The organism is Thioalkalivibrio sp. AKL17, from assembly GCF_000377885.1.
Lineage (GTDB): Bacteria > Pseudomonadota > Gammaproteobacteria > Ectothiorhodospirales > Ectothiorhodospiraceae > Thioalkalivibrio > Thioalkalivibrio halophilus.
The window spans coordinates 476,422-494,546 of record NZ_KB898764.1 but is presented as its reverse complement, the minus strand read 5'-3'; the positions used below and the strand labels follow the sequence as shown (position 1 = coordinate 494,546).

General features: G+C 68.8%; 13 protein-coding genes. 7 read left to right on the top strand and 6 right to left on the bottom strand.

Going from position 1 to position 18,125, the window contains the following annotated elements; all coding sequences use genetic code 11:
• Nucleotides 1-34 precede the first annotated feature (34 nt).
• Complete coding sequence (locus tag D577_RS0102260; protein ID WP_018945971.1) at nucleotides 35-2,293, bottom strand: ComEC/Rec2 family competence protein; 2,259 nt, start codon at nucleotides 2,291-2,293, stop codon at nucleotides 35-37.
• A gap of 95 nt (nucleotides 2,294-2,388) precedes the next feature.
• Here D577_RS0102260 and D577_RS0102255 point away from each other — a divergent pair, with 95 nt between their 5' ends.
• On the top strand, nucleotides 2,389-3,066 hold the full coding sequence (locus tag D577_RS0102255; RefSeq protein WP_018945970.1) for a DUF2062 domain-containing protein: 678 nt from the start codon (nucleotides 2,389-2,391) through the stop codon (nucleotides 3,064-3,066).
• 12 nt (nucleotides 3,067-3,078) lie between these two features.
• Here the strand turns inward: D577_RS0102255 and D577_RS0102250 are convergent, their stop codons facing one another.
• The gene (locus D577_RS0102250) at nucleotides 3,079-3,780 is read right to left on the bottom strand and encodes an ABC transporter ATP-binding protein (protein WP_018945969.1); all 702 of its coding nucleotides are present in this window, start codon (nucleotides 3,778-3,780) and stop codon (nucleotides 3,079-3,081) included.
• A complete protein-coding gene (locus D577_RS0102245; protein ID WP_018945968.1) occupies nucleotides 3,773-5,023 on the bottom strand; it encodes a lipoprotein-releasing ABC transporter permease subunit in 1,251 nt (416 codons plus the stop codon). Before D577_RS0102245 ends, D577_RS0102250 begins: the two co-directional genes overlap by 8 nt.
• A gap of 284 nt (nucleotides 5,024-5,307) precedes the next feature.
• On the opposite strand from D577_RS0102245, the gene D577_RS0102240 reads away from it, so the two are divergent.
• From D577_RS0102240 to D577_RS0102220, 5 genes are read left to right on the top strand one after another with little or no spacing between them, the layout of a single operon-like run.
• A complete protein-coding gene (locus tag D577_RS0102240) occupies nucleotides 5,308-5,589 on the top strand; it encodes a hypothetical protein (protein WP_018945967.1) in 282 nt (93 codons plus the stop codon).
• A gap of 7 nt (nucleotides 5,590-5,596) precedes the next feature.
• Nucleotides 5,597-6,676, top strand: a complete 1,080-nt coding sequence (locus D577_RS0102235; protein WP_018945966.1) for an agmatine/peptidylarginine deiminase — start codon at nucleotides 5,597-5,599, stop codon at nucleotides 6,674-6,676.
• The gene (locus D577_RS0102230; protein WP_018945965.1) at nucleotides 6,673-7,593 is read left to right on the top strand and encodes a carbon-nitrogen hydrolase; all 921 of its coding nucleotides are present in this window, start codon (nucleotides 6,673-6,675) and stop codon (nucleotides 7,591-7,593) included. Before D577_RS0102235 ends, D577_RS0102230 begins: the two co-directional genes overlap by 4 nt.
• A 51-nt stretch (nucleotides 7,594-7,644) precedes the next feature.
• Nucleotides 7,645-11,115, top strand: coding sequence for a transcription-repair coupling factor (gene mfd, locus D577_RS0102225; RefSeq protein ID WP_018945964.1), 3,471 nt, complete (start codon nucleotides 7,645-7,647; stop codon nucleotides 11,113-11,115).
• Nucleotides 11,116-11,811, top strand: coding sequence for a CsiV family protein (locus D577_RS0102220; RefSeq protein ID WP_018945963.1), 696 nt, complete (start codon nucleotides 11,116-11,118; stop codon nucleotides 11,809-11,811). It begins immediately after the preceding gene.
• 67 nt (nucleotides 11,812-11,878) lie between these two features.
• Here D577_RS0102220 and D577_RS0102215 read toward each other — a convergent pair whose 3' ends face one another.
• The 3 genes from D577_RS0102215 to D577_RS0102205 are packed head-to-tail and all read right to left on the bottom strand — an operon-like array spanning nucleotide 11,879 to nucleotide 14,552.
• On the bottom strand, nucleotides 11,879-12,838 hold the full coding sequence (locus D577_RS0102215; RefSeq protein WP_018945962.1) for a S49 family peptidase: 960 nt from the start codon (nucleotides 12,836-12,838) through the stop codon (nucleotides 11,879-11,881).
• A gap of 29 nt (nucleotides 12,839-12,867) precedes the next feature.
• A complete protein-coding gene (locus D577_RS0102210; RefSeq protein ID WP_018945961.1) occupies nucleotides 12,868-13,572 on the bottom strand; it encodes an HAD family hydrolase in 705 nt (234 codons plus the stop codon).
• Complete coding sequence (locus D577_RS0102205; protein WP_018945960.1) at nucleotides 13,569-14,552, bottom strand: RluA family pseudouridine synthase; 984 nt, start codon at nucleotides 14,550-14,552, stop codon at nucleotides 13,569-13,571. The genes D577_RS0102210 and D577_RS0102205 overlap by 4 nt, the downstream gene beginning before the upstream one ends.
• A 478-nt stretch (nucleotides 14,553-15,030) precedes the next feature.
• Here D577_RS0102205 and D577_RS0102200 point away from each other — a divergent pair, with 478 nt between their 5' ends.
• The gene (locus D577_RS0102200) at nucleotides 15,031-18,108 is read left to right on the top strand and encodes an Rne/Rng family ribonuclease (protein WP_018945959.1); all 3,078 of its coding nucleotides are present in this window, start codon (nucleotides 15,031-15,033) and stop codon (nucleotides 18,106-18,108) included.
• The last annotated feature ends 17 nt before the right edge of the window (nucleotides 18,109-18,125 follow it).

Here is an 18,125-nt window from a genome sequence, read left to right as displayed (position 1 = left end):
TTTATCGTGGAGTGACATGGATTGCCTCGGCCGTTCAGGGGTGCGGCCGTTGCCAGAACCGGCGACGTTCGTTCCGCCAACCCGCTCCCGCCTCCCAGGCAGTTCCGCCCCTCAGGCGCAGGGCCCCGTCCGTGGACGTGGCACGCAGGCCGCCAGCGCCCGACCCGACGGGCCCGTCGGGCATCGTGCCGGCTACCCAGCGGGTGGGTGCCCGCACCCCGGCCCGCCCCTCTCCGTCGTCGACGGCCTTCGCGGGTTCGGCGGTCACCAGCAGGCGTGCCTGCAGGTCCTCGTCGGGCGTTTCGTGGCCCAGCACCGCCGCACCGAGTCCGCGCAGCCCGCCGGTCAGCAACAATGCGCCACCGGCGGTCTCGATCCGCAGCACGCAACTGGCGGCGCGCGAGGCGTCCCAGCCGCGTGGTGGATGCAGGACGCGAAACACCACCCCGTCCCGTTGCCACTGCTGCCCGGCCCGGCAGGCCCGATAGACCGGACCGGACTCGCGGATCCGTCGGGGGTGTCGCTCGTCGCGGTGCAGCACCCGCTCCACCTTCACGGCCGCGGTCAGTGCCTGCAGTGCGGCGGCGCGCGACCCGCTGTCGTCAAGCCGCCCGTCGGCCACGATGACCCGGTCGATTCGGTTTCGCTGGCGTGCCCGCAGGGCAGGCAGCAAGGCCGATTCCACGTCGCGGGCACGCCCCGGGCCGTAGACCACCACGTGGTTGCGGGTCTCCAGCAGGACCACCGCCTCGCGCCCGGTATCCAGCAATTCCGCCCGCAGCTCGCCGTGGGACAGGTCCGGGCGCAGGGGTAAACCCAGCGGCAGGGCCGCCAGCAGCACCCAGGGGGCCATCCGGCGACGTCCGGGCAGGAGCAGAAAGATCACCGCCAGGCCGGCGAGCAGGGCCGCCGCAAGCGGAACGCCCCGTTCGGCCACCGCGGCCGGCAGGTCGGCCAGGGCCTGCAGCAGCGTGACCAGCAGCCCCAGCACCGCATCGCCGAGCCACAACGGCGGGCCGCCCAGGGGCGGCCACAGCATGGCCAGTCCGGCCCCTGTCAGCAGTGCCGGGAGTACCACAAAGGAGATCAACGGGACGGCCACGATGTTGGCCAGCGGCGCGATCCACGATCCCAGCTGGAACCATGCCAGCGCCAGCGGCAGCATGGCGAGCGCCAGCAGCACCTGGATCGCCATGGCTTCGCGCAGCCCGGGGCGAGCGCGGCGCCCCTGAAGCAGGCCGAGGATCACCGCCACGGCACCAAACGAGAACCAGAAGCCCGGCGCCAGTACGCCGGGCGGGTCACGGATCAGGATGATGAGCGCTGCGAGCACCAGCGCCCGCCACGGGGTCCCGCCCCGCCCCAGCAGCAACGCGGCCAGCACCGCCAGCAGCATCAGCAGAGCGCGCTGGGTGGGGATACTGAAACCCGCCAGCGCCGCATATCCCAGCGCGGCCAGGGCCGCCGCGGTGGCCGCCAGCACGCGGCGGGGCCAGCGTTCCCGTACGCCGGCCACATGACGCCAGAGCAGCGTGGCCAGCAGGGCCGCGAACCCCGCCACAAGGCCCACGTGCAACCCCGAGATCGCCATCAGGTGATTGGTGCCGGTCTGCAGGAAGGCAGTCCATTCGGCATCCGTCATGCCGCTGCGCTCGCCGATCACCAGCGCCTGCACCAGTCCCGGGTGGCGCAGTTCCGGAGCGGCGGCCTGCAGGCGGTCCCGGAGCGTGGCGCGCTGTCGGTGCAGGGCTCCGCGCAGGGCCCCCGGGGCCGTGTCATCGACCGCATGACGCAGGTCAGCGGCCGAGACGTTCAGGCGACCATGGAGGCCTGCGCGATAGAACCACGCCTCACGGTCGAAGCCGGCACGATTGGCACGGCCCTGCGGTGGATACAGGCGCCCCTTCAGGCGCAGCACGTCCCCGGCCTCAACATCCGCCCGCGGGGGATAGACCGAGACCTCCAGCCGGCGCGGTGGGTCGCCGTGCGTCGCCAGATGGAATCGCGAGCTGCGTTCGCCGTGGCGCGGCAGGTCCACGACCCGGCCACTCAGCGTGGCCTCCGGTTCGGCTTGCGTCACCACCCGGTCCAGCCAGGTCGTGGCATGAACGGTCCCCAGCAGCAGCCCTGCGAGGGTCCCCGCCAGGATCGCGGGCAGTGCCGCCGGATGGCGCGTTACCATGGAGGCGACGAGAGTGGTGGCGAGCGCCGCGAAGATCCACGGTGGCGGCAGGGCCGGCAGTTGGTGCACCAGCCACAGAGCGGCCACAAAACCCGCTGCGAAGGGAATCATGCCTGCCCCGGCATTGTCCGCGGGGCATCCACGGGGTAGGGTCCGCCTGCCCCAGGCGGTGACGCGCAAGGCCGGCAGGAGTCGAACCCGAGACCATGGCCCGACACATCATCAAGAAGCTGTTCCCCGGCATGGACCGCCTGCGGGGACACCGTGCGCTGGCCCCGCTGGGGCCCCGCCTGCGCTCGCCGGATCTGTGGCATCTCAACCGCCGCTCCGTGGCCGGTGCTTTTGCCGTGGGGCTGTTCGTGGCCTTCCTGCCACTCCCGATGCAGATGCTGATCGCGGGTGCGATCGCCATTCTGGCCCGGGTCAACCTGCCCATCTCGGTCATCCTGGTGTGGATTTCCAACCCGGTGACCATGCCCCCCATGTTGTATACGGCCTATACCGTGGGCCGCAAGCTCCTGGGCGAAGAACCGCGCCAATTCAGCACCGAGATCACCTGGGAATGGTTCGCCACCGAGATGCTGACGGTGTGGAAGCCGTTGATGACCGGGTCACTGGTACTGGGCGTGGCGGCAGGACTGGCCGGCTATCTGCTGGTGCGGGGTCTGTGGCGCCTGAACGTGATCCAGCGCGTGCGCCATCGGCGGTACCTCGCACGCCAGCGGCGCGAGCGCGAGGCCGAGCTGCGCGAGGTCTTCTCCCGCAGCCCGGTCGATCCGGAAGCGCCGCGGGAATCACGCGAGACGAAGGCCGTCGAACGGCAAGCGGACTCGCAGGCTTCCGGCACGCGTTCCGGCGACGACGACCGTTCGCGCCCGCATTGATCAGTGTTTCCCTCAGTCGCCGTTACCCTGCAGGTGGCCCTTGACCAGGTGAACCGAACGGTCCATCTGCGCGGCCAGCGTGGTGTCGTGGGTGACCAGGGCCAGCGCCGTGCCCGTGGCGCGGTTCATCTCCCGCAGCAGAGCGAAGACGTGCTGTGCCCGTTCCTGGTCGAGGTTGCCGGTTGGCTCGTCCGCGAGGATCGCCGAGGGGCGTGTCACCAGCGCGCGGGCAATGGCAACGCGCTGCCGCTCGCCACCGGAAAGCTCCGCGGGCTTGTGCTCCGCACGATCACCCAGCTCCACCTGTTCCAGCCAGTGCAGCGCCTCGCGGCGTGCCTGCGGCCCCGGGGTCCGGCGGATCAGCAGCGGCATGGCGACATTTTCGGCCGCCGTCAGCTCGGGCAGGAGATGGTGGAACTGGTACACGAAGCCCAGATGCCGGTTGCGCAGGCGCCCGCGCCGGGCCTCGCTCATCCCGGACCAGGGCGTGCCCAGCAGCCGGACTTCGCCGGCGGTCGGACGGTCCAGGCCGCCGAGCAGATGCAGGAGCGTGCTCTTGCCGCTGCCGGAGGCGCCGATGATCGCGACCAGCGCGCCGGGCTCCAGGGTGAAATCCACCCCGCCGAGCACGGTCACGTCCAGCTTGCCGTCGCGAAAGCGGCGTTCCAGACCCCGCGCCTCCAGTACCGTTGCATGCACGTCGTGATCAGTCATGGCGCAGCGCCTCCGCCGGCTGAGTCCGTGCCGCGCGCCAGGCCGGGAACAGGGTCGCCAGCACGGTCAGCAGGAACGCCACCCCGCCCACGCGCAGCACATCCGCCGGATCCAGTTCCGATGGCAAATCGCTGATGTAATAGACATCGGCGGACAGGAATTCGACCCCGGTCACCTGTTCGATGAACGGCACCACCACGTCGATGTTGAGCGCCAGCGCAACACCCGCCGCCGTCCCCAGAAGGATCCCGAACAGACCGATCACCATCCCCTGGACCACGAATACCGCCATGATGCCGGAGGGCGGCATCCCGAGGGTGCGCAGGATCGCGATATCGCCCTGTTTGTCGGTGACCAGCATGATCAACGTGGACACGATGTTGAAGGCCGCCACGGCGACGATCAGCGACAGGATGATGAACATCACCATCTTCTCGATCTGGATCGCCCGGAACAGATTCGCATGCTGCCGGGTCCAGTCGGAGATGAAATAGGCGCCGTTGAGTTCGCGCGTCAGGTCCTGAGCGATCCGGCCCGCCTGCATCATGTCGTCCACGCGCAGGCGCAGCCCGGAGACATCCTCGCCGGTGCGGAACACCGCGCGGGCGTCGTCCAGATGAATGAAGGCCGTACCCCGGTCGTATTCATACATGCCGACCTCGAATAGCCCGACCACCTCGAAGCGCCGCATGCGCGGCATTACCCCGGCGGGAGACACGCTCGCCTGCGGGGCCATCAGGATCAGCGATTCACCCACCCGCACCTGCAGTTCAGCGGCCAGTTCGCGGCCCAGAATGATGCGGTAGGCGCCGCCTTCGAGCTGTTCCAGCGCACCCTCCTCCATGTGCTCGCCAATCGGTGCCACTTCCAGTTCCAGTGCCGGATCCACTCCCCGGATCATGCCGCCGGAAATCCGGTTGCGTGCGCTCAGCATGGCCTCGCGCTGAACGTAGGGGGCCGCGGCCAGCACGCGTTCGTCGACGGCGAGCACGCGTTCCTTCACGCTTTCCCAGTCCGCCAGGGCCCGTCGGCTCTCCTCCAGCGTGGCGTGCGACGCCATGCCGAGGATCCGCTCGCGCAGCTCCTTCTCGAAGCCGTTCATCACCGACAGCACCGTGATCAGCGCCATCACGCCCAGGATCAGGCCAAGGATCGAGACCACGGAGATGAACGAAATAAAATGATTGCGACGTTTGGCGCGCGTATAGCGCAGGCCGATCGCAACGGACAGGGGTCGGAACATCCCGCAAGCATGCCAGAACTGCGAACGTCCGCCCATCCCCCGAAGAAACACCGATCGATGTACACGCTCTGGCCGGCACCCCGGGTTTTCCGAGACAAGGCGCGGTACGCAGCCGGTAGTGGTTCTACCGGCAAGGGCCGCAACGCGGATGCACAAAATCCCATATTCCCCTACTATAAGTGCGAGCCAGCCCGGTCCGACCCCGGGACCCACATCCAGACGGAGACATGGCCATGCCAGGGAAACGCGTTGCCTCCCGATCCCCGATCCACCGTGCGACCGGAGTGCTTGCCGCCCTCCTTCTCGCCGGCGGCGCGGGGCTTGCCGGAACCGCCCAGGCCGACATCCTGCGGCTCGAGGACGGTTCGTTCACCATCAAGGAACGCGAGAGCGTGCCAACTCGCGGGCAGACCAAGGAAACGGTACGCGGCCGTTACGGCGAGCCGGCAACCCGGCATCCGACCGTGGGCGAGCCACCGATCACCCGCTGGGACTACGGCCGCTTTTCGGTGGTGTTCGAGGATCGCTGGGTGATCCACACCATCGTGCACGGCAACGACGACTGACGCCGCCTTGGAAACCGGACACGAAAATATCCGCCGGCTGCCGGCGGAATGGGAGCCGCATGCGGGTATTCAGCTGACCTGGCCGCATGCGGACAGCGACTGGGCCGACAGCCTGGATGAGGTCGAGCCGGTGTTCGCCCGACTTGCGGCCACCATCAGCCAGTACGAACCGGTACTGATCGTGGCCCGCGATCCCGAACATATCGAGTCGTTTTCCGGGCTGCTGGTGGAAGCCGGTATCCGCAGCGACCGTCTGTGGTTCGCGCTCGCCGACTCCAACGACACCTGGGCGCGCGATTACGGCCCGATCACGGTGTATCACCAGGGTCGGCCACATCTGCTGGATTTCACCTTCAATGGCTGGGGCGGCAAATATCCGGCCGACCGGGACGATGCGATCACCGCCGCCCTCGCCGCGCAGGGGGTCTTCGGCACCAGCCCGGTGGAGGACGTCCCCCTGGTGCTGGAGGGGGGCAGCATCGAGAGTGACGGTCAGGACACCCTTCTGGTGACCCGCTCCTGCCTGCGCCACGCCGGCCGCAATCCGGAACTCGACGATGCAACCATCGAGGCCGCGTTGCGCCAGCACCTGGGCGCCCGGCGGATCCTCTGGCTGGAACACGGCCACCTGGAAGGCGATGACACCGATGGCCACATCGACACCCTCGCGCGCTTCTGCGCCCCGGACACCATCGCCTACCAGCACTGCGACGACCCCGACGACCCGCACTACGCGGAACTGGCGGCGATGGAGCGTCAGCTCGAGGTACTGCATCAGGCCTCGGGCGAGCCCTACCGCCTGATCCCTCTGCCCTGGCCGCGGCCCCTGGAGCATGCCGGCCGGCGCCTGCCGGCCACCTACGCCAATTTCGTCCTGCTCAACGGTGCGGTGCTGGTGCCGGCGCACGATGATCCGGCCGATGCCGTGGCCCGCGAACGTCTGGCCGAGGCCTTTCCCGGACGCGACGTCCTGCTGCTGGACGCCCGTGCGGTACTGCGTCAGGGTGGCAGTCTGCACTGTCTGACCATGCATTATCCGCGGGGCGCCCTCGGCATCCCGGAGGAAGACGAAGCCGCCAACGCATGACCGCCGCACCCCGTCCCGATCGCCGGGCGCCCCTGCAGGCCGCACTGGTCCAGCATCGCGATGCCGGCAGCGTCGACGCCAACCTGCAGGTTACCGAGGACGCGGTGGCCGAGGCCGCGGCCGGTGGCGCACGGCTGGTCGTGCTGGCCGAGCTGCACACCGGCCCCTACTTCTGCCAGACCGAGGACGCCGCGACCTTTGATCGCGCCGAGCCGATCCCCGGCCCCTCCACCCGCCGCCTCGGCGAGATCGCCCGGCGCCATGGCGTGGTGCTGGTGGGGTCGCTGTTCGAGCGCCGCGCACCCGGCCTCTACCACAACACCGCGGTGGTGCTGGAAAGCGACGGGCGCCTGGTGGGCACGTACCGCAAGATGCACATCCCCGACGATCCGGGCTATTACGAGAAGTTCTATTTCACCCCCGGAGATACCGGCTTCAGGCCGATCGATACTTCCGTGGGCCGGCTGGGCGTGCTCGTCTGCTGGGACCAGTGGTACCCCGAAGCCGCCCGGATCACGGCCCTGTCCGGAGCCGAGGTACTGATCTATCCCACCGCCATTGGCTGGGATCCGGAGGATCCCCCGGACGAACGCGAACGCCAGCGCGAAGCCTGGATCACGGTTCAGCGCGGGCACGCGGTGGCCAACGGTCTGCCGCTCGTCGCGTGCAATCGCACCGGGCACGAACGCGACCCGTCGGGCGCGTCTGCCGGCGCCCATTTCTGGGGCAGCAGCTTTGTGGCCGGCCCGCAGGGCGAATTCCTCGCCCGCGCCGGCGAGCACGCGCCCGAGGTCCTGGCGTTTACCCTGGACATCGCCCGCGTCGACACCGTCCGGCGCATGTGGCCGTTCCTGCGGGACCGGCGCATCGACGCCTACGACCCTATCCTGAAGCGCTACATCGACCCGGAATCGTAAGCGCGGAATCCGTATAATGCCGCGTCCGCCATTCCGAAAGCTTCACACCGCATGTCCGAAGAACTGCGCAACCCCCTGAATCCCGGCCGCCTTCCCCGCTCCGGGTTCGAGACCTGGACCGGCCTGGGCCCCAGTGCCAGCACGCTGGCACTGGCGCAGGCCGCCGGGGATTTCCCGCACCCGCTGCTGGTGATCACGGAATCCAACGAGGCCGCGGACCAGTGGGAGGAAGAGTGGTCGTTCTTCACCGCCGGGCAGGACATCCCCCTGCTGCGCCTGCCCGACTGGGAGACCCTGCCGTTCGACGTGTTCTCGCCCCACGAGGACATCATCTCCGAACGGCTGCGCACCCTGTACCGCCTGCCCGGACTGGAGCGCGGCATCATCCTGATGCCGGTGGCCACCCTGATGCAGCGCCTGCCCCCGCGCCAGTGGCTGGCGGAACAGGGCATCGCGCTGCACAAGGGTCAGCGTCTCGACCGCATGCAGCTGCGCGAGGACCTCGTTCAGGCGGGCTACAACCCGGTACAGCAGGTGATCAGCCACGGCGAATTCGCGGTACGCGGGGAGATCCTGGATCTGTTCCCGATGGGCGCGGAACAGCCGGTGCGCATCGAGTTCCTCGACGACGAGATCGACTCGCTGCGCCATTTCGACCCGGAATCCCAGCGCTCCACCGAGACCACCGAGCGCCTCGAGATCCTGCCCAGCCACGAATTTCCGCTGCATGAAGAGGCGATCCGGGAATTTCGCAGCCGCTACCGCACCCGTTTCGAAGGTGATCCCGGCAGCCACCCGATCTATCGCGACATCTCGGAAGGACTTGTGCCGCCGGGCATCGAATCCTACCTGCCGCTGTTCTTCGAAGCGCTGGATACGGTGTTCGACTACTGCCCGCAGGCCCGCGTGGTGCAGGTGGGCGACATCGCCACCGCAGCCGCGCAGTTCGCCGACGAGGTCTTCCAGCGCTATGACCAGCTGCGTCATCAGGTGGACCGGCCCCTGCTCCCTCCGGACGAGCTGTATCTCAACCCCGAGGCGCTGGCCGGGGCACTGGGGGACACGTCCGGGCTCGCCCTGGGAGCCAACCCCGCTCCCCTGCCCGCCGGGCGCGGGCGCGAGGTGGGCTTCCGGTGCGAAGATCCGCCCGACATGGCCCTGGAACCCGCCCGCGACGACCCGGCGCGGCGGCTGCAGGACGCGCTCTCCGGAGGCCCGCGTGTGCTGGTGACCACCGAGTCCGCCGGACGCCGCGAGGCCCTGCTGACCCTGCTGCGGGATCACGGCCTGGACCATCATGCGGTGGCTGGCTGGGAGGACTTCCTCGCGAGCGAACCGGGGCTGCACGTGACCGTCGGTACACTGGCGGCAGGATTCCGGCTGCCGGATGACCGTATCGTGGTCCCCGAATCCGCCCTGATGGGCGAGCGCGCACGCCAGACCCGGCGGCGGGCGCGCCCTACCCGCGACGCGGACGCGGTGATCCAGAACCTCTCCGACCTGACCATTGGCGCCCCGGTGGTGCACGAGGAACAGGGCGTGGGCCGTTATCTGGGCCTGCAGACCATGGAGATCAACGGCCAGCCCTCCGAATTCCTCACCCTCGAGTATGCCGATGGCGCGCGCCTGTACGTGCCGGTCTCCTCGCTGCACCTGATCAGCCGTTACGCCGGGGCCGATGCCGAACACGCCCCGCTGCACCGCCTCGGCAGCGAGCAATGGAGCAAGGCCCGGCGCAAGGCCGCGGAGAAGGCGCGTGACGTGGCCGCGGAGCTGCTGGATATCCATGCCCGCCGGGCCGCGACGCAGGGCACGGTGTTCGAGACCGAGACCCCCGAATATCACGCCTTCGCCGCCGGCTTCCCGTTCGAGGAGACCCTCGACCAGCAGCAGGCGATCGATGCGGTGCTGTCCGACATGGCTGCGGATCAACCGATGGACCGGGTGATCTGCGGCGACGTGGGCTTCGGCAAGACCGAAGTGGCGATGCGTGCCGCCTTCGTCGCGGTGCAGAACCACAAGCAGGTGGTGGTGCTGGTGCCCACCACTCTTCTCGCGCAGCAGCATCACCAGAACTTTATCGACCGCTTCGCCGACTGGCCGGTGCAGATCGAATCGCTGTCGCGGTTCCGCTCGGCCAAACAGCAGGAAGCCGTGCTCGAGGGCCTGCGCGAAGGGAAGGTCGACATCGTCATCGGCACTCACAAGCTGCTGCAGAAGGATCTGAAGATCGAGAACCTCGGGCTGGTGATCGTCGACGAGGAACAGCGCTTCGGCGTGCGCCACAAGGAGGCCCTGAAGAAGCTGCGCGCGCAGGTGGACATGCTGACCATGACCGCCACGCCGATACCGCGCACGCTCAACATGGCGCTGGCCGGCCTGCGCGACCTGTCGGTCATCACCACCCCGCCGCGCGAGCGCCTGGCGGTGAAGACCTTCGTCAACGAATGGAACGACGCGGTCATCCAGGAGGCCTGCCTGCGCGAGATCCGGCGCGGCGGACAGGTGTACTTCGTGCACAACGAGGTCAACACCATCGACAAGACCGCCGCGCAGGTGCGCGAACTGCTGCCCGGGGCGCGGGTCGGCGTGGCGCATGGCCAGATGCGTGAGAGCGAGCTGGAACAGGTGATGCTCGACTTCTATCACCGTCGCTACAACATCCTGGTCTGCTCCACCATCATCGAGACCGGGATCGACGTGCCCACCGCCAACACCATCGTGATGAACCGCGCCGACAAGCTGGGTCTGGCGCAGATGCACCAGCTGCGCGGCCGCGTCGGCCGCTCGCATCATCGCGCCTACGCCTATCTCCTGACCCCGCCGTGGAAGAGCCTCACCGCGGACGCGAAGAAGCGCCTGGAGGCGATCGCCTCGCTGGAAGACCTGGGAGTCGGCTTTACCCTCGCTTCACACGACCTGGAGATCCGCGGTGCCGGCGAGCTGCTGGGTGACGAGCAGAGCGGGCAGATCACCGAGGTCGGCTTCAACATGTACAACGACCTGCTCAACCGCGCGGTGAGCGCGCTGCGCTCCGGCAAGATGCCCGAGCTGGAGGCCCCCGAGCCAACCGGGACCGAGGTCGAGCTGGGAATGCCGGCGCTGCTCCCGGACGAATACGTCCCCGACGTGCATACCCGGCTGATCCTGTACAAGCGGATCAGCAACGCCGATTCCGAGGAAGCCCTGCGTGATCTGGAAGTGGAGCTGGTCGACCGCTTCGGTCTGCTGCCGGATGCCGCGCGCACGCTGTTCGCTGCGGCGCGCCTGCGCCTGCGGCTGACCCCCCTGGGCATCCGCAAGCTGGAGATGGGGCCGGCCGGCGGCCGCCTGGTCTTTGGAACGGATCCCGATCTGGACATCGGGGCCCTGGTGGAACTGGTGCAGTCGGACCCGCAGGGGTATCGTCTGGACGGACAGAAGGCCTTCCACTTCCATGGCAGCATGGAGACGCTGGAAGCCCGAACCGAGGCGGTTCACCGCCTGTTGAACACCATCAGCCGCAACCGGGAGGCGGCCTGAATGTCACGCAAACATCGCGAGTCCCCGTCGACCGACGTCCGGTCCGGTCCGCACAGCCCCGGTCGGCGCCGGCTGCTGGGCGCGCTGGTGGCCCTGCCCTGGCTGGTGCCCGCCGCTCCGGCGCTGGCCCAGGTCGGGCGTGAGTACCGCATCGAGCTGGTGATCTTCCAGCACCTGACCGAAGAAAGCCGCCGGTTGCTGGAAACGACGGGGGCCGCGTTGCAGCCGTCTCCCGGCTCCGGCCCGATCGGCGAAGGGACCTACCGGCGTTCGCGCCGGGGCTTCGACCTCGGCCATGTGGTCCGGCGCATCGAGGACGATCGCGACAGCCGCCTGATTGCAACCCTCGCGTGGGACCAGCGCGGCCGGGACCATGCCTCCACGCCGTGGCTGACGGTAAGTGAGGGACGCTCGCTCGACCGCCGCACGCCGCTGTACGACGATCGTGGTCCGGTCTCACCGATCCTGCAGGAACCGGCAGAGGAACGTCACGAACTGGAAGGCCGCCTGCGGGTCTGGGTCGGTCGTTTCCTGCATCTGGAGACCGACCTGATCTTCCATGACGCGACCGCCGGGGATACCGCCATCGCCGTCCGGGGGCATCAGCGGATGAACTCGGGCGACGACCTGTTCTATCTTGATCACCCGGTCGTCGGCATGATCGCGCGCGTCACGCGCATCGACACCAGCGACTGAGGCGCGCGCCCGCCGGACATGGAGTCCGCGGGGCGGCCCAGCCCCTGCCGGGTTCCGGTTCGCCGGCTCATCGCCACTGAGGCGTGGATTCCAGATTCAGCACCTGCTGCATCACCACCGTGCCCAGGTCCTCCAGGAACAGCTGGATGGGCGTGCGGCGCGGACGGAATTCCACCATTTCCTCGATTCCGATCACGTCGCGAGCCACGCTGCGCGGATTGCCGAGACCGTCGGTCAGCCCGAGCTCCACGGACCGTTCGCCGGTCCAGGTGAGCCCGTTGAAAATATCGGCGTCTTCGTCCAGACGTTCGCCGCGTCCGGCACGGACCACATCAATGAACTGCTGATGGACGTCCGTGATCAGGCCTTCCATGTGATCCACATGGTCCGGCTCCAGCGGCAGGAACGGGTCGAGGAAGGCCTTGTTCTCGCCCGCGGTGAACAGCCGGCGCTCGACACCGATGTTGTCGATCAGGTCCACCACGCCAAAGCTGTCCAGACGCACGCCGATGGAGCCCACCAGGCTGGCGCGGTCGGCGTAGATCTCGTCGGCCGCTACCGCGATGTAATACGCGCCCGAAGCCCCGATGTCCCCGATCACCGCGTACAGGGGGATGTCTTCGTGTTCCTCCTTCAGGCGCAGCAGTTCGTCGTGGATGATCCCGGCCTGCACCGGACTGCCGCCACCGGAGTTGATGCGCAGCATCACCGCCTGCGTGCCGTCATCCTCGAACGCCCGCTTGAGCGTCCGGGTAAGGTCCTCCGCATTGGCGCGGGCCGAGGCCGCGATCATGCCGTCCACGTCCACCACGGCCACGTGTTCCGAGGGTTTCCTGTCGGTTTCGAACCAGCTGTCGAAGCCGTCGCCCCGCACCAGGATCAGCAGGGCGAACAGATAGGCGAACAGCAGGATCTTGAAAAAGATGCCCCAACGGCGCGCGCGGCGCTGTTCGATGACCTGCGCCTGGACCAGGTTCTCCAGGGTTTCACGTTCCCAGCCCGGCTTGTCGTCTTTCGACCATCCCATCTCGTTCGTCCTCTTCTAGCCGCGGTCCGTCACGGTTCCATCAGTCGGCGGTGCAGCGCGGGAATGTCCGGCACCAGCGCCGCCGGTTCCTCGGCGGCGAGGCGCGCATCCGAGTGGGCCCCGTGGGTGATCCCCACTGCCCGTACCCCGGCCGCCCGCGCCATCTGCAGATCGTAGATGCTGTCGCCCACCATCAGCGCCCGCTCGCGGGCGACCCCGGTACGCCGCAACAGGTCCTCCAGCATCGCGGGGCCGGGCTTGGACGGCTGCTCGTCACTGGTCACGGTGGCCACGAAGCGGGGGCCCAGTCCACTGGCCGCCAGCGTCCGGTCGAGCCCGGCGCGGGATTTGCTCGTGGCCACCGCCAGCAGGATCTCGCGCCGGTCCAGGTCCTCCAGCAGCGCCTCCACGCCGGCGTAAAGCGGCTCGTCCGGGGCATCCGTGGCCTCCAGGTAACACTGGCGGTAGCTCGCGGCGAACGCCTGTATCCCGGCATCGTCCAGTTCGGGATGGAGCTGACGTACCGCCGCCTGCACCCCCAGCCCGATGATGCCACGCAGCGCGCTTTCCTCGCGCTCGGGAAGGCCGTGCTCGCGGGCCGCGCGGCGCAGGCAATGGATGATGCGCCGCGGCGAGTCCATCAGCGTCCCGTCCCAGTCGAAGACCACCAGGCGGAGCTCCCCGGTGTCGGGCGGAAGCAATGCCACCTGCGTATCCGTGCCCGTTGCCTTCATGTCGTCGTGTCCGCCGTGTCCAGATTTTCCAGCACCTGCTGCAGTTCGTCCGGCATGGGAGCGGAAAAGATCCGCTCCTCGCCCCTTCCGTCCTCGAAGCGCAGCGCCTGGGCATGCAGGAACAGGCGTTCGAGGCCCAGCTGACGCAGCCTGCGATTGGCATCCGGCAGGCCGTACTCATGATCGCCCGCGACCGGATGACCGATCTCGCGGCCATGCACCCGGATCTGGTGGGTCCGTCCGGTGCCGATGCGGACCTCGGCCAGCTGAAAGGCGCCATGGGCTTCCAGCGGCATGAACACACTGTTCGCCGCGCGCTGGCGTCCGCCGGTGTCGCCCGCCGCGGACATGCGACGGCGCCCGTCGTCGCCGCGATCCGCGCCCAGCGGGGCATCGCAATGGATGGGCTGATCATCTTTCCAGCGGCCGACCAGCAACGCCAGGTAACGCTTGTCCACGCGCCCGTCGCGCAGGGCTTCGTGCAGGGCCTGCAGCGGCTCGCGCCCCTTGGCCAGCACCAGACACCCGGAGGTCTCGCGGTCCAGGCGGTGACCCAGTTCCAGCGACGCATCCGGCCGCAACACCCGCATCGCCTCGATGATCCCGAAGGGCAGACCGCTGCCCCCGTGCACCGCCAGACCCGAGGGCTTGTCCAGCACCAGGTAGTCGTCGTCCTCGAACAGGATCGCCCCGCGCAGGCGTTCCAGCACCTTCGGCGGCACATCCGGGGTCCCGGTCTCCTGCGGACGCTCGAGGTCCGGCACGCGGACCTTCGAGCCCGTGGCCAGGCGCTGGCGCGCGCTGACCCGCCGGCCGTCCACGCGGATGGCCCCCTTGCGGATCAGCCGGTAGAGCAGACTCCGCGGCACGCCCTTGAGTTCGCGCAACAGGAAATTGTCGAGACGCTGGCCGTCGGCGCGCTCGCCCACCACCAGCTCGCGGGGGCCGGAAGCGCCGGCGTCGGAAGATCGGGATTTCATGCGCGGAATGCTACCGCAGTCCCCTGCCCGCGGCCATGCGCGCCGTGCTTGCCGACGCCGCGACGATCGTCACCCGGGGGACAGAACGGATCCTGCCGTCCGTCGTCATAAAGTAGCAAAAAACTTGCCGCGGCAGGGCCTTGTATCCTACATTGCCCGCTGGCGGTACCCCGCTTCGGGCGTACGCCGCCACGAATCATCCACCGCTCCGGCCCGCGCCTCAAGCGCAGGGGCCGGACGGCCCTCGCCAAGAGCGAACGCGTGACACTATTTCTTTTAACCCAGTCCTGCTTCCCCGGTCGCTGTCCAGAAGGACGGCTGATCCCGTGGCTGCTGGTGAATACCTGGCTGGCGCGCTGGCTCACGCTACGCGCCGCCCCTGCGCGCACTTTTTCAGCACAGCATCCGTGCCGCACGGTCACCGCCCGCCCGACCGGCCCTGTCGGGGAGCAGCGGGACGCCCCAACGAGTCCATCGCATGAAACGCATCCTGATCAACGCAACGCAGCCGGAAGAGCTGCGCGTCGCCATGGTCGACGGCCAGCGGCTGTACGACCTCGACATCGAACTTCCCTCGCGCGAGCGCAAGAAAGCCAACATCTACAAGGCGAAGATCACCCGCGTCGAGCCCAGCCTCGAAGCGGCCTTCGTCAACTTCGGGGCTGACCGCCACGGCTTCCTGCCGTTCAAGGAAATCGCGCATTCGGCGGTGGGGGCACCGGCCGACAGCGACAAGCCCGTCCGCGAGTTCCTGAAGGAAGGCCTGGAGATCCTGGTCCAGGTCGAAAAGGAAGAGCGTGGCACCAAGGGTGCGGCGCTCACGACCTTCATCAGCCTGGCCGGGCGCTACCTGGTCCTGATGCCCAACAACCCGAAGGCCGGCGGCGTCTCGCGCCGTATCGAGGGCGAGGACCGGGCCGAACTGCGCGAGGCTCTGTCGGGCCTGAACATCCCCGAAGAGATGGGCCTGATTGCCCGCACCGCCGGTGTCGGCCGCAGCACCGAAGAGCTCCAGTGGGACCTCGATTACATGACAGCGCTGTGGTCGGCGGTGACCGAGGCCTCGAAAAAGGCCCGGGCCCCTGCCCTGATCCACCAGGAAAGCAACGTCATCATCCGTGCCCTGCGCGACCACATGCGCACCGATGTCGGCGAGGTGATCATCGACGATGACACCATCTACGAACAGGCCGACGAGTTCGTGCGCATGGTCATGCCTAACAGCCTGCGCAAGCTGAAGCACTACACCGACCCGGTCCCGCTGTTCAACCGCTACCAGATCGAAAGCCAGATCGAGAGTGCCTTTGACCGCGAGGTGCAGCTGCCGTCCGGCGGTGCCCTGGTGATCGACCATACCGAGGCGCTGATCTCCATCGACGTCAACTCGGCGCGCTCGACCAAGGGCGGCGACATCGAGGAGACGGCCTTCCACACCAACCTGGAAGCGGCCGAGGAAGTCGCGCGGCAGCTGCGGATCCGTGATCTCGGCGGCCTGATCGTCATCGACTTCATCGACATGAGCGCCAACAAGCATCAGCGCGAGGTCGAGAACCGCCTGCGCGAGGCGCTGGAGATGGACCGCGCGCGCGTTCAGGTCGGCCGCATCAGCCGCTTCGGGCTGCTGGAAATGTCGCGCCAGCGGCTGCGTTCCTCGCTGGGCGAATCCAGTCAGATCACCTGCCCGCGCTGCCACGGCCACGGCCAGATCCGCAGCGTGGAATCCATGGCGCTGTCCATCCTGCGCCTGATGGAGGAGGAAGGCATGAAGGACCGTACGGGCCTGGTCCTGGCCCAGGTCCCGGTGGACGTGGGCACCTTCCTGCTCAACGAGAAGCGCCAGGCCATCGGCGAGATCGAAGAGCGTCATGGGGTCGAGATCAGCATCATCCCCAACCCGCAGTTCTTTACCCCGCATTTCACCGTGCAGCGCGTGCGCGGCGACGAACGCGAGGACGTGGTCAGCGATCGCAGCAGCCACCAGCTGGTGGAGATCGTGGAGGAAGACCCGGACCCGCACCAGGAGCGTCGGCAGAAGCCGGAAAAGCCGCTGGTTCAGGGCGTCAGGGTATCCGCACCACCGCCGGAGTCCCCGGCCGCGCCGCCGACCGGTGCGGCCCCCTCCGCTCCGGCCGGGCCGCCGCCGGAACCGGTGGCCCAGCCTGGCTTCTTCGGACGCATCTGGTCCGCGCTGTTCCCCAACAGCCGTCCCCCGGCCAGCACCGCCGGCACGCCGACCGAAGCGGACACGCCGGCAGAGGGCGAAGCGCGTGGCCGGCGCCGTGGCAAGGGTGGCGAGCGCGGGCCGGATCGCAACCGCAAGTCCGGCGACAGGAGTGGCGACAGCGGTGGCAATGGCAACCGCCGTTCCCGCGGCGGCAAGGGTGACAAGTCCCGCAAGTCCGACAAACCCGACAAGTCCGGGGAGGAAACGCGCACCGGCAAGGGTGGCGGCCGCAACGGCGGCAAGCCCGAAGGTGATGACAAGCCGCGCAAGGAGAGGACCAGCGACCCCGGCGAAGGCAAGGGCAAGTCCGCCGGCGGCGGGCGTTCCGGCAAGGCCGGCGGCGCCGACAAGTCCCGCAAGGGTGAAGACAAAAGCGACGACAAGACCGCCCCTGAAGGCGCGAATGAAGGCCCGAAGACGGCCGAAACCAGCGCGGATACGCCCGTAGAGGCCACCACACAGGAAGCCGCGGATCGTGCGCCGGAGACCTCCGGTAGCGGCGAGGACAGCGGGGATGACGGCAAGGGGCGGACCCGCAGCCGGCGTTCCCGCCGTGGTGGCCGGCGTCGCGGTGGCCGTGCCCGCAGCAGCGACGCGGCAGCGGACAGCCAGGAGCCCCGTGACGACCAGGACGCCAACGCCACCGATTCCGGCGGCACCGACTCCGGCGAGCCCACGGCCGACAGCAGTGAATCCGGATCGCAGGCCACCACCCCGGTCCGCTCCGACGCCGAACCGGCGCCGGACGCCGAAGCGCCGGAGCCGAGCCCCTCGCAGGAAGACAGCGAGGCGGCATCGGCATCCGGCGGGCGGAAGCCCCGCACCCGCAAGCCGGCGAAAAAGAAGGAATCCGCCGCCAGCGAAGGGGACGCGGACAACGAGGCCCCGGCCGAGGCACAGGCGGAGCAGGCTCCGGAGGCGGCCAGCGATGACACCGGCGAAGACGCGAGTGGAAGCAGCAGCCGTCGGCGGCGTTCCTCCGGCAGCCGCGGACGTTCGCGGGCTGCGCAAAAGGCGGAGGGCGATACGAGTGACGAGGGCAGCGCGGAGCCGGTGACGGAGCCCGCCAGCGACGCGGCTTCCGCATCCGCGCCCGAAGCCGGATCATCCGACGAATCCCCGGAGGCCAGCACGGCCCCGTCCAGCCGCCGTCGCCGCACGAGCTCGACCCGGTCCCGCAAGAGCGCACCCGCGAGCGAAGCCTCCGACGACAGCGGCGCCACCGATGCCAGCCCGGCGGCGGGCGCCGGGGACAGCAAGCCCGCGGACAGCGCGCCCGCAGACACCGGCGGCGAGACGGACGCAGACGGTTCCGGGTCGAAGAAGGACTGAGGCCCGGTTCCATGAAT

Bases quoted from the DNA above. Each gene is read 5' to 3' on its own strand.
- D577_RS0102215 (WP_018945962.1), bottom strand. From the start codon at position 12,838: ATGGGATGGTCGAAAGACGACAAGCCGGGCTGGGAACGTGAAACCCTG.
- D577_RS0102260 (WP_018945971.1), bottom strand. From the start codon at position 2,293: ATGATTCCCTTCGCAGCGGGTTTTGTGGCCGCTCTGTGGCTGGTGCAC.
- D577_RS0102200 (WP_018945959.1), top strand. From the start codon at position 15,031: ATGAAACGCATCCTGATCAACGCAACGCAGCCGGAAGAGCTGCGCGTC.
- D577_RS0102255 (WP_018945970.1), top strand. From the start codon at position 2,389: ATGGCCCGACACATCATCAAGAAGCTGTTCCCCGGCATGGACCGCCTG.
- D577_RS0102205 (WP_018945960.1), bottom strand. From the start codon at position 14,552: ATGAAATCCCGATCTTCCGACGCCGGCGCTTCCGGCCCCCGCGAGCTG.
- D577_RS0102220 (WP_018945963.1), top strand. From the start codon at position 11,116: ATGTCACGCAAACATCGCGAGTCCCCGTCGACCGACGTCCGGTCCGGT.
- D577_RS0102250 (WP_018945969.1), bottom strand. From the start codon at position 3,780: ATGACTGATCACGACGTGCATGCAACGGTACTGGAGGCGCGGGGTCTG.
- D577_RS0102210 (WP_018945961.1), bottom strand. From the start codon at position 13,572: ATGAAGGCAACGGGCACGGATACGCAGGTGGCATTGCTTCCGCCCGAC.
- mfd (WP_018945964.1), top strand. From the start codon at position 7,645: ATGTCCGAAGAACTGCGCAACCCCCTGAATCCCGGCCGCCTTCCCCGC.
- D577_RS0102230 (WP_018945965.1), top strand. From the start codon at position 6,673: ATGACCGCCGCACCCCGTCCCGATCGCCGGGCGCCCCTGCAGGCCGCA.
- D577_RS0102245 (WP_018945968.1), bottom strand. From the start codon at position 5,023: ATGTTCCGACCCCTGTCCGTTGCGATCGGCCTGCGCTATACGCGCGCC.